General features: G+C 64.4%; 6 protein-coding genes. 1 reads left to right on the top strand and 5 read right to left on the bottom strand.

Annotation, left to right across the window (positions count from 1 at the left end):
- Positions 1-15 precede the first annotated feature (15 nt).
- Together rpsG and rpsL are read right to left on the bottom strand one after the other, a co-directional pair.
- The gene (gene rpsG, locus JAO75_RS06015) at positions 16-486 is read right to left on the bottom strand and encodes a 30S ribosomal protein S7 (protein WP_199047526.1); all 471 of its coding nucleotides are present in this window, start codon (positions 484-486) and stop codon (positions 16-18) included.
- A 27-nt stretch (positions 487-513) separates the two neighbouring features.
- The gene (gene rpsL, locus JAO75_RS06010) at positions 514-885 is read right to left on the bottom strand and encodes a 30S ribosomal protein S12 (protein ID WP_009764294.1); all 372 of its coding nucleotides are present in this window, start codon (positions 883-885) and stop codon (positions 514-516) included.
- A gap of 454 nt (positions 886-1339) precedes the next feature.
- On the opposite strand from rpsL, the gene JAO75_RS06005 reads away from it, so the two are divergent.
- Positions 1340-2989 carry a glycosyltransferase gene (locus tag JAO75_RS06005; RefSeq protein ID WP_199047524.1) on the top strand — a complete coding sequence of 550 codons (1650 nt, stop codon included), beginning with the start codon at positions 1340-1342 and terminating at the stop codon, positions 2987-2989.
- A gap of 72 nt (positions 2990-3061) precedes the next feature.
- Here JAO75_RS06005 and rpoC read toward each other — a convergent pair whose 3' ends face one another.
- The 3 genes from rpoC to rplL form a co-directional block, all read right to left on the bottom strand.
- The gene (rpoC, locus tag JAO75_RS06000) at positions 3062-7237 is read right to left on the bottom strand and encodes a DNA-directed RNA polymerase subunit beta' (RefSeq protein WP_199047522.1); all 4176 of its coding nucleotides are present in this window, start codon (positions 7235-7237) and stop codon (positions 3062-3064) included.
- A gap of 105 nt (positions 7238-7342) precedes the next feature.
- On the bottom strand, positions 7343-11473 hold the full coding sequence (rpoB, locus tag JAO75_RS05995) for a DNA-directed RNA polymerase subunit beta (RefSeq protein WP_199047520.1): 4131 nt from the start codon (positions 11471-11473) through the stop codon (positions 7343-7345).
- A 356-nt stretch (positions 11474-11829) separates the two neighbouring features.
- Positions 11830-12207 (bottom strand): 50S ribosomal protein L7/L12, encoded by a 378-nt coding sequence (rplL, locus tag JAO75_RS05990; RefSeq protein ID WP_091139863.1) that lies wholly within the window; start codon positions 12205-12207, stop codon positions 11830-11832.
- Positions 12208-12245 lie beyond the last annotated feature (38 nt).

Genomic DNA, 12245 nt, shown 5'->3' with positions numbered 1-12245 from the left:
CAGCTCCTCAGACCTTTACCAGCGGTAATGCGAGAACGCACGGTTGGCTTCCGCCATACGGTGGGTGTCTTCGCGCTTCTTCACGGCATTGCCGCGGTTGTTCGATGCATCGAGCAGCTCGGCGGAGAGGCGCTCGATCATGGTCTTGTCGTTGCGGCCGCGGGCGGCCTGGATGATCCAGCGGATCGCGAGGGCCTGGCGGCGCTCGGTACGAACCTCGACCGGGACCTGGTAGGTCGCACCGCCGACGCGGCGGGAGCGGACCTCGATCGCCGGAGCGACGTTGTCGAGGGCTTGCTTGAAGACCTCGAGCGGGTTCGCCTTGGCACGGCTCTCGATGCTGTCGAATGCACCGTAGACGATGCTCTCGGCAGCGGACTTCTTGCCGTCGTACATGATGGAATTCATGAACTTCGTGACGACCACGTCACCGAACTTGGCGTCCGGGATGATCTCACGCTTTTCGGCGCTATGGCGACGGGACATGAGCTGACCTCAATGACAGTTGACGGCTTACTTCGGCCGCTTCGCGCCGTACTTCGAACGACGCTGCTTACGATTCTTCACGCCCTGGGTGTCGAGGACACCGCGGAGGATGTGATAACGGACACCCGGAAGGTCCTTCACGCGGCCGCCGCGGATCATGACCACGGAGTGCTCCTGAAGGTTGTGACCTTCACCCGGGATGTACCCGATGACTTCGAACCCGTTCGTCAGACGAACCTTGGCGACCTTACGCAGAGCCGAGTTCGGCTTCTTCGGGGTCGTGGTATAAACACGCGTGCACACGCCGCGCTTCTGCGGGCAGGCCTCAAGCGCGGGAACCTTATTCCGGCTCTTTTGCGCCGTCCGCGGCTTGCGGATCAGCTGAGAGATCGTTGGCATCCTGTGCCCTCTTTCACCAGCCACCGACCCGGTGGCCTTTGAGTGTCTTCAACGGTTGAACGCCGCACCTCGACGTTTCTGCGGGCCTTTTGGGCTGCACAAAACGAAGCCACGCCATTGACTTGGGTAAGCCCCTGGCGCGGTGCGATTGCAGAGGACCACGATCATTCTCACCGCGGTCGTGCCCTAAATCTGACGAGTGTCAGTCAAGGTTGAGTTCGGCAGCGTTTAGGTCGCATCGGTCGAAGCTAGGCGCCTCGACTGGCGAAAACCTACGGCCAGCCGGAAAGTCCGGTTTCTCTAGCGCCCGAGTCGCGCAAAGTCAACACTTTTCGGTAACGATCCAGAAAGGCGCCTCTCGACGGCGGGAGGCGGTCCGGTCTCTTCCTTCTATATGGGTTTCCCGCCATGCGCTACAAGGTTATGGAGTAACCATGAACAACAGGGGCGGACGGTGACAGCGGCGATCCATTTCGAGACCGAGGCTTTCGACGTGACTCATGGGAAACCGATGGGCCGCCACTTCGCCGGTCATGGCTTCCTCTCGGCCTTTGCCCGCCATTCCTCCGGCGATACGCCCACGGGATATGTGGGAAATGCCAAGCTCGGCGCGGAATTCTGCAGCTTCGTCAAGGAGTTCCGCCCGGAGAGCTCGCCGCGCTTCATCGTGGCCGCCAAGGCGGGCGCTCTCCGGCAGGTCGGCTGCCTCTTCACTCCCAGCCCGATCAACCCGGCGCAGACCTGGCAGCGGGAGCTTCACGGGGCACGGTCCTGGAGCCTGTGCGGGGTCAATCACACCCTCTCCTCTGCACGGGCCATGGATGGGCTCACCTCTCTCCTCACGGCTGCGGTGCAGCCCTGGGACGCGATCATCTGCACATCGACGGCCTCCCGCGCGGTGATCGAGACGCTGTTCGCCCGCCAGGAGGATCATCTGTCGCGGCGCCTGGGCGCCACCCGCTTCGTCAGGCCGCAACTCCCGGTGATTCCCCTCGGGGTCGATTGCGAGGCTCAAACCCGGCGGTCGGAGCGCAGGGACGAGGCGCGCTCATCCCTTGACATCGAACCGGGCGACTTCGTCGTCCTGTTCCTCGGGCGCCTCTCCTTTCATGCCAAGGCCAACCCCACGCCCATGTACCTGGCCTTGGAGCGCCTCGCCAAGCGTCACCGGGTCGTCCTGATCGAGTGCGGCTGGGCGGCCAACGACCACATCACCCAGGCCTTCTCAGATGCCAGGGCGAAGCTCTGTCCGTCGGTGCGCTCCATCGTGCTCGACGGCCGCGTCAACGATGTCCGGGACACGGCCTGGGCGGCGGCAGACGTCTTCTGCTCCCTGTCCGACAACATTCAGGAGACCTTCGGCCTCACGCCCATCGAGGCCATGGCGGCCGGGCTTCCGGTGGTGGTGACCGACTGGGACGGCTACAAGGATACCGTCAGGAACGGCATCGACGGATTTGCCATTCCAACCATGGCCGTTCCACCGGGTGCGGGCCAGCACCTTGCCACGCGCCATGCGCTCGAGGTCGACAACTACGATTCGTATATCGGCCAGGCTTCGACCGCCATCGCCGTGGACGTGGATGCGACGGCGGCGGCCTTCGAGCGCCTCGCAGCCGACCCGGACCTGCGCCGCCGCCTGGGCGCGAACGGGGCGGCCCGCGCCAGGGAGCGTTTCGACTGGAAAGTCATCGTCGAAGCCTATGAGGAGCTGTGGCGGGAACTTGCCGCGATGAGAACCGCCGGACAGGAAGCACCCTCCCCTGAATCCATGCGGGGGTTCTGGCCGGCTCGCCCCGATCCGTTCGAGCTCTTCGCCAGTTTTCCCTCTGTGCCCTTCTCCAACCAGCAGGTTTTTGCTCAGGCGGCCGACGTTACCGAGGCCGAGGTGCTGGAACGGCTGAGCCTGAGGGTTGCCCTGGTGAATGCGTCGCCGGATATCGCCTCCGCGTTTCTCCTTGCCGTGTGGAAGCTGGCCGGCAGCCAGGGCACGACAGTCCGGGGCGTCCTGGCCGCGCACCCGAACACCGCGCCGGCCCTGGCGGTCAGAGCCCTCCTGTGGCTGGCCAAGCTCGGCCTGCTCAAGGCCGTCCCCAGGGGCTAGCGGCTTGAGGCCCTCGCCCATGAAAAAGGCCGCCCGGAGGCGGCCTTTTTATTCTTGTCGTGCCCTGGCGGATTATTCGGCCGCGGGGGGCAGTTCGCTGACCTGAGCCTGGGACTCGGAGCGCTTCTGCTGCAGGATCAGCTCGTCGCGGTGGGTCGCGACGGCCTTGATCTGAGCGGTGAGCGCGCCCGTGCCGGCCGGGATCAGGCTGCCGACGATGACGTTCTCCTTGAGGCCCTCGAGAGTATCGACCTTGCCGTTGACCGCCGCCTCCGTGAGGACGCGGGTGGTCTCCTGGAAAGACGCCGCCGAGATGAAGGAGCGGGTCTGCAGCGAGGCCTTGGTGATGCCGAGGAGAACCGGCACGCCGACGGCGGGCTTCTTCTTCTCGGACACGAGGCGCTCGTTGATCTCCTCGAATTCGAGGCGATCCACCTGCTCGCCGGTGAGCAGCTCGGAGTCGCCGCCCTCGGTGATCTCGACCTTCTGCAGCATCTGGCGAACGATCACCTCGATGTGCTTGTCGTTGATGAGCACGCCCTGAAGGCGATAGACCTCCTGGATCTCGTTCACCAGGTAGGCGGCGAGTTCCTCGACGCCCTTGATCGCCAGGATGTCGTGCGGGGCCGGGTTGCCGTCGACGATGAAATCGCCGACCTCGACCACGTCGCCGTCCTGCAAGTGGATGTGCTTGCCCTTCGGGATCAGGTACTCCACCGGCTCGGAGCCATCGTGCGGGTTCAGCGTCAGACGACGCTTGCTCTTGTAGTCGCGGCCGAACTGGATCGAGCCGGACTTCTCCGCAATGATGGCCGCGTCCTTCGGACGACGGGCCTCGAACAGCTCCGCCACGCGCGGCAGACCGCCCGTGATGTCGCGGGTCTTGGCGCTCTCGGTCGAGACACGGGCGAGGATGTCGCCGGCCTTGACCTTCGAGCCCGGATCGGCCGCGAGGATCGCGTCCACGGGCAGCAGGTAGCGGGCGTCGCCGCCGCGGGCGACCTTGGCCACCTTGCCGCCGGCACCCTGGATGACCACCGCCGGACGAAGGTCGGCCGTGCGCGGAGAACCGCGCCAGTCGATGACCACGCGCTTGGCGATGCCGGTCGACTCGTCCATCGACTCGATCATCGACGCGCCGTCCACGAGGTCCTCGTAGCCCACCGTACCGTCGATCTCGGTGAGGATCGGACGGGAGTAGGGATCCCACTCGGCAATACGCTGGCCGCGCTTGATCGTGTCGCCCTCGTCCACCTTCAGGCGGGAGCCGTATTGCAGGCGGTGAACCGCCCGCTCGGCGCCGTCCGAACCGATGATCACAACCGCCACGTTGCGGCCCATGACGACGAGATCGCCGTCGGAATTGCGCGCAATGTTCTTGTTGCGGAAGCCGATGGTGCCTTCGAAGCTCGACTCGATGAAGGACGAGTCGGCGATCTGGGCCGCGCCGCCGATGTGGAAGGTACGCATGGTGAGCTGCGTGCCCGGCTCGCCGATGGACTGCGCCGCGATGACGCCGACAGCCTCGCCGTGGTTGACCGGGGTGCCCCGGGCCAGGTCGCGGCCGTAGCAGGTGGCGCAGACGCCGTTCTTCGACTCGCAGACGAGCACGGAGCGGATCTTCACCTCCTGGATGCCGGCAGCGCCGATCGCCTCGAGATGATGCTCCTCGATCATCGTGCCCTTGGGCACGATGACGGCGCCGTCCTGGGCCGTCAGGTCCTCGGCCGTGGAGCGGCCCAGGATGCGCGAGGCCAGCGACGCGACCACCTGGCCGGCGTCGATGATGGCGCGCATCTTGATGCCGCGCTCGGTGCCGCAATCCGGCTCACGGATGACCGCGTCCTGCGCCACGTCCACGAGACGGCGGGTCAGGTAACCCGAGTTCGCGGTCTTGAGCGCGGTGTCGGCCAGACCCTTACGGGCGCCGTGGGTCGAGTTGAAGTACTCGAGAACGTCGAGGCCTTCCTTGAAGTTCGAGATGATCGGCGTCTCGATGATCTCGCCCGACGGCTTGGCCATGAGGCCGCGCATGGCGGCGAGCTGCTTCATCTGGGCCGGCGAACCACGGGCGCCCGAATGGGACATCATGTAGATCGAGTTGACCGGCTTGTCGCGGCCGTTCTCGTCCTTCTGCACCGTGGAGATGCGGTTCATCATCTCGCCGGCGAGACGGTCCGAGCACTTCGCCCAGGCGTCGACGACCTTGTTGTACTTCTCGCCCTGGGTGATGAGGCCGTCCTGGTACTGCTGCTCGTAGTCCTTCGCGAGGGCACGGGTCTCCTCGACGATCTCCCACTTGTTCTCCGGGATCACCATGTCGTCCTTGCCGAACGAGATGCCGGCCTTGAACGCATTGTAGAAGCCGAGGCCCATGATGCGATCGCAGAAGATCACCGATTCCTTCTGACCGCAGTGCCGGTACACGGCATCGATCATGTTGGAGATCTCCTTCTTCGTCATGAGCTTGTTCACGACGTCGAAGGGGAGCATCGGGTGCTTCGGCAGGAGGCGCGAGAGCATGACCCGGCCGGCCGTGGTGTCGACGATCTTCGACACGGGCTTGCCGTCCTCGTCGAGGCCTTCCCAGCGGTAACGGATCTTCGTGTGGAGCGTGATGACCTTCTCGTTCAGGGCATGCTCGATCTCGCCCATGTCGGCGAAGGCCTTGCCCTGGCCGGGCTGGCCGTCGGACACGATGGAGAGATAGTAGAGGCCGAGAACGATGTCCTGCGACGGCACGATGATCGGCTGACCGTTGGCCGGGTGCAGGATGTTGTTGGTCGACATCATCAGCACGCGGGCCTCGAGCTGGGCCTCGAGCGAGAGCGGCACGTGGACGGCCATCTGGTCGCCGTCGAAGTCCGCGTTGAACGCGGCGCAGACGAGCGGGTGCAGCTGGATCGCCTTGCCCTCGATCAGGGTGGGCTCGAAGGCCTGGATGCCGAGACGGTGCAGCGTGGGCGCGCGGTTCAGGAGAACCGGGTGCTCGCGGATGACCTCGTCCAGGATGTCCCAAACCTCGGGCTTCTCCTTCTCAACGAGCTTCTTCGCCTGCTTGACGGTGGCGGAGAGGCCGCGGGCGTCGAGCTTGGCGTAGATGAACGGCTTGAAGAGCTCGAGCGCCATCTTCTTCGGCAGGCCGCACTGGTGCAGCTTGAGTTCGGGACCCACCACGATCACGGAGCGGCCCGAGTAGTCGACGCGCTTGCCGAGCAGGTTCTGGCGGAAGCGGCCCTGCTTGCCCTTCAGCATGTCGGCGAGCGACTTCAGCGGGCGCTTGTTGGCGCCGGTGATGACGCGGCCGCGGCGGCCGTTGTCGAACAGGGCGTCGACCGCCTCCTGGAGCATGCGCTTCTCGTTGCGGACGATGATGTCCGGCGCACGCAGCTCCATGAGCCGCTTCAGGCGGTTGTTGCGGTTGATGACGCGGCGGTAGAGGTCGTTCAGGTCCGAGGTCGCGAAGCGGCCGCCGTCGAGCGGCACGAGCGGACGCAGGTCCGGCGGGATCACCGGCACGACCGTCATGATCATCCACTCGGGCTTGTTGCCCGACTGGACGAAGGCCTCGATGATCTTGAGGCGCTTCATGAGCTTCTTGGGCTTCAGCTCGGAGGTGGTGACCGCGATCTCCTCGCGGATCTCCTGCGCGGTCTTCTCGAGGTCGAGCTCCTGCAGGATCCGGCGGATGGCCTCCGCGCCGATCATGGCCGTGAAGGAATCCTCACCGTACTCGTCCTGAGCGCGGATGTACTCCTCCTCGGAGAGGAGCTGACGGTCCTTGAGCGGCGACAGGCCCGCATCGACGACGATGTAGGACTCGAAATAAAGGATGCGCTCCAGATCCTTCAGGGTCATGTCGAGCAGCAGACCGATGCGGCTCGGCAGGGACTTGAGGAACCAGATGTGAGCGACGGGCGCGGCGAGCTCGATGTGGCCCATGCGGTCGCGACGGACGCGGGCCAGCGTCACCTCGACGCCGCACTTCTCGCAGATCACGCCCTTGTACTTCATGCGCTTGTACTTGCCGCACAGGCACTCGTAGTCCTTGATGGGGCCGAAGATGCGCGCGCAGAACAGGCCGTCACGCTCGGGCTTGAACGTACGGTAGTTGATGGTCTCCGGCTTCTTGATCTCACCGTAGGACCAGGACAGAATCTTCTCAGGGCTCGCGATCGAGATCTTGATCTGATCGAAGCTCTGCGGCTGGGCCGTCTGGTTGAAGAGATTCATGACCTCTTGATTCATCGCCGTCTCCTGAGCTGGAGGGCGCTAGATAAGCACCCTCACCGGCAATTGCATGGGGCCGCGGCATCATCGCCGCGGCCAAACGTCAAACTTGAAGCGTAGCGTTTACTCGGCTGCCTCGGACGGGGGCAGCTGCCCCGCTTCGTTGGCGGCCTTCTTGGAATTGGTCAGCTCCACGTTGAGGCCGAGCGAACGCATTTCCTTTACGAGAACGTTGAAGCTCTCCGGAATGCCCGACTCGAAGGTGTCGTCGCCACGAACGATGGCTTCGTAGACCTTCGTGCGGCCGGCCACGTCGTCCGACTTGACCGTGAGCATTTCCTGCAGGGTGTAGGCGGCGCCGTAAGCCTCCAGGGCCCACACCTCCATCTCGCCGAAGCGCTGGCCGCCGAACTGGGCCTTGCCGCCCAGCGGCTGCTGGGTGACGAGGCTGTAGGGGCCGATGGAGCGGGCGTGGATCTTGTCGTCCACGAGGTGGTGGAGCTTCAGCATGTAGATGTAGCCCACGGTCACCTTGCGATCGAAAGGCTCGCCGGTCCTGCCGTCATAGAGCGTGACCTGACCCGACGGATCGAGGCCGGCCTTCTGCAGCATGGTCTCGATGTCCGATTCCTTCGCACCGTCGAAGACGGGCGTGGCGAACGGAACGCCGCGGCGCAGCTTGTTGCCGAGTTCGGCCAGCTCATCGTCGGAAGCCTGCTCGATTTCCGGCAGATTGCCGTAGATCGACACCAGCTGATCGCGAAGCCCCTTGGATTGGCCCGACCGCATGTAGGCATCGACCGCCTGGGCGACCTGCTTGCCGAGACCGGCAGCAGCCCAGCCAAGGTGCGTCTCGAGGATCTGGCCGACGTTCATACGGCTCGGCACGCCCAGCGGGTTGAGCACGATGTCCGCATGCGTCCCGTCCTCGAGGAACGGCATGTCCTCGATCGGAACGATGCGCGACACGACACCCTTGTTGCCGTGACGGCCGGCCATCTTGTCGCCCGGCTGGATCTTGCGCTTCACGGCGACGAAGACCTTGACCATCTTCATGACGCCCGGAGGAAGCTCGTCGCCGCGCTGCAGCTTCTCGACCTTGTCCAGGAAGCGCTGCTCGAGACGCTTCTTCGACTCGTCGTACTGCTTCTGCATGGCCTCGATTTCGGTCATCAGAGCATCGTCTTCGACCGCGAACTGCCACCACTGCGACCGCGGGTGCTCGTTGAGGAGCTCGCGGGTGATCTTCGTGTCCTTCTTGAAGCCCTTCGGGCCCGCAACCGCGCTCTTGCCGGTGAGGATCTCGGCCAGACGCGCATAGGTGTTGCGGTCGAGGATCGCCTGCTCGTCGTCGCGGTCCTTCGCGAGACGCTCGATCTCCTCACGCTCGATGGCCTGGGCGCGTTCGTCCTTGTCGACGCCGTGACGGTTGAAGACGCGGACTTCCACAATGGTGCCGGTCACGCCCGGGGGCACGCGCAGCGAGGTGTCGCGAACGTCGGAGGCCTTCTCGCCGAAGATGGCGCGCAGAAGCTTCTCTTCCGGCGTCATCGGGCTCTCGCCCTTCGGCGTGATCTTGCCGACGAGGATGTCGCCCGCATGGACCTCGGCGCCGATGTAGACGATGCCGGCTTCGTCGAGGTTCTTCAGCGCTTCTTCCGACACGTTCGGAATGTCGCGCGTGATTTCCTCAGGACCCAGCTTCGTGTCGCGGGCCATCACCTCGAACTCCTCGATGTGGATCGAGGTGAAGACGTCTTCCTTCACGATCCGCTCGGAGAGCAGGATCGAGTCTTCGAAGTTGTAGCCGTTCCACGGCATGAACGCGACGAGCACGTTCCGGCCGAGCGCCAGCTCGCCGTACTCGGTCGACGGGCCGTCGGCGATGATGTCGCCCTTGCGCACGAGGTCGCCGGCGCGCACCAGCGGCTTCTGCGTAATGCAGGTCGACTGGTTGGAGCGCTGGAACTTCTGCAGGCGGTAGATGTCGACGCCCGGACGGGTCGGATCCGTGTTCTCCGTCGCGCGGACGACGATACGGGTTGCGTCCACCTGGTCGACGACGCCGGTGCGGCGGGCCGCGATGGCGGCGCCGGAATCCCGGGCCACGACCGCTTCCATGCCGGTGCCGACGAACGGAGCGTCCGCCTGCACGAGCGGCACGGCCTGACGCTGCATGTTCGAGCCCATGAGGGCGCGGTTCGCGTCGTCGTTCTCGAGGAACGGGATGAGCGCGGCCGCAACGGACACGAGCTGCTTCGGCGAAACCTCCATGAGGTCCACGCGGTCCGGAGCCACGACGATGTTGTCACCGGCGCGGCGGCAGATCACGAGGTCTTCCGTGAGGGTGCCGTTGGCATCGAGCGTCGAGTTGGCCTGGGCGATGTTGTACTTCGCCTCTTCCATGGCCGAGAGGTAGATCACCTCGTCGGTCACGCGGCTGTCGCGCACGCGGCGGAACGGCGTCTCGATGAAGCCGTACTTGTTGACGCGGGCGAAGGTGGCCAGCGAGTTGATCAGACCGATGTTCGGGCCTTCCGGCGTCTCGATCGGGCAGATGCGGCCGTAGTGAGTCGGGTGCACGTCGCGCACCTCGAAGCCGGCGCGCTCGCGGGTCAGACCGCCCGGGCCAAGCGCCGAGAGACGACGCTTGTGCGTGACCTCGGAGAGCGGGTTGGTCTGGTCCATGAACTGCGAGAGCTGCGAGGAGCCGAAGAACTCGCGCACGGCGGCGGCCGCAGGCTTCGCGTTGATCAGGTCCTGCGGCATGACGGTGTCGATATCGACCGACGACATGCGCTCCTTGATCGCGCGCTCCATGCGGAGCAGGCCCAGACGGTACTGGTTCTCCATGAGCTCGCCGACCGAACGCACGCGGCGGTTGCCGAGGTGGTCGATGTCGTCGATCTCGCCCTTGCCGTCGCGCAGGTCCACGAGCGCCTTCGTCACCGCGAGGATGTCCTCGCGACGCAGCGTGCGCACGGTATCCTCGGCGTCGAGGTCGAGGCGCATGTTCATCTTCACGCGGCCCACGGCCGAGAGGTCGTAGCGCTCGGCGTCGAAGAACAGCGAGTTGAACATCGCTTCCGCGGTGTCGAGGATCGGCGGCTCGCCCGGTCGCATGACGCGGTAGATGTCGAACAGCGCGTCCTCGCGGGAATTAGCCTTGTCGATGGCCAGCGTGTTGCGGATGTAGGGGCCCACGGTGACGTGGTCGATGTCGAGAACCGGGATCTCGGTGAAGCCGGCTTCGCCCAGGCCCTTCAGCAGCTTCTCGGTGATCTCGTCGCCCGCTTCGGCGTAGATCTCGCCGGTCTGCGGGTTCACGAGATCCTCGCCGATGTACTGGCCGTAGAGGTCCTCGTCCGTCGCGCGCAGGTTCTTGAGGCCCTTCTCGGCCAGCTGGCGGGCCGCGCGGGCGGTCAGCTTCTTGCCGGCTTCGAGCACGACCTCGCCGCTGGCGGCGTCGATCAGATCCACGGAAGCCTTGAAGCCCTTCATGCGCTCCGCATCGAACGGCACGAACCAGGCGTCGCCGTCACGGGTATAGGTGATGCGGTTGTAGAAGGTGGTGAGGATCTCCTCGCCGTCGAGGCCCAGCGCGTAGAGCAGCGACGTGACCGGCAGCTTACGCTTGCGGTCGATACGCGCATAGACGATGTCCTTGGCGTCGAACTCGATGTCGAGCCAGGAACCGCGATACGGGATGATGCGGGCGGCGAACAGCAGCTTGCCGGAGGAGTGCGTCTTGCCCTTGTCGTGGTCGAAGAACACGCCCGGCGAACGGTGCATCTGCGAGACGATCACGCGCTCGGTGCCGTTCACGATGAAGGTGCCGTTGTCGGTCATGAGCGGCATGTCGCCCATGTAGACGTCCTGCTCCTTGATGTCCTTCACGGAGCGGGCGCCGGTATCCGGGTCCACATCGAACACGATCAGGCGCAGCGTGACCTTGAGCGGCGCAGCGAAGGTCATGCCCCGCTGGCGGCACTCGTCCACGTCATACTTCGGCGGCTCGAACGTGTACTTCACGAACTCGAGCAGGGCAGTATTCGAAAAGTCCGAAATCGGGAAAACCGATTTGAAGACGGCTTGCAAGCCCTCTTCCGGCCGGCCACCCTTTGGCTCTTCGACCATCAGGAACTGGTCGTAGGATGCCTTTTGAACCTCGATGAGGTTCGGCATCTCCGCCACTTCCTTGATTTTCCCGAAGAACTTGCGAATGCGCTTCCGGCCGATCAGTGTATTGGCCATCTGGACCTCGTTCCTCATACACGGCTAATCGAGAACCCCGGGATCGGGACCCTGGATTAGCCGCCCGGCAGAAAGGCCGGTTTTTCGAACCAATCCGGGCTCGGTGCGAGCCCTTCCAACAAGCCGTCAAAGAAGCCCGGCCTCTTTGACGACACAACGGCCCCAAGCGAAAATGCCTGGGACCGTGTGTTTTTGAGCCCCGATTTCTCGGGGATAACCCTGCGGCCCCGAAGCATCGGACCCAAAAGTGGATCCCACTTTTGGGATCAATCCGATGCTCCACTCCTTAGAGAGAGCATCGTTGGGCGCGGAAAACCGGAAACCACTTTTCCGCACGATGCACTAGGGCCGCAAAATTACTTAAGCTCGACCTTGGCGCCGACCTTCTCGAGGGTCGCCTTGATCTTCTCGGCTTCGTCCTTGGCAACGCCTTCCTTAACGGGCTTCGGCGCACCTTCGACGAGGTCCTTAGCTTCCTTCAGGCCCAGGCCTGTGATGCCACGGACTTCCTTGATGACCTCGATCTTCTTGTCGCCGGCCGAAGCCAGGACGACCGTGAACTCGGTCTGCTCTTCAGCAGCCGGAGCACCGGCGCCAGCGCCGGGAGCGGCAGCAACGGCAACAGCAGCGGCGGCGGAGACGCCCCACTTCTCTTCGAGCATCTTCGAGAGCTCAGCGGCCTCGAGAACGGTCAGCGACGACAGATCGTCAACGAGCTTGGCAAGATCAGCCATTTTCTAGTTCCTTAGGTTCAGTTCGAACGATTGATGGT

Source organism: Microvirga splendida (genome assembly GCF_016427565.1).
GTDB classification, from domain to species: Bacteria; Pseudomonadota; Alphaproteobacteria; order Rhizobiales; family Beijerinckiaceae; genus Microvirga; species Microvirga splendida.
Note: the sequence above shows the minus strand (reverse complement) of the source record. Positions and strands in the feature narration are given on the sequence as shown.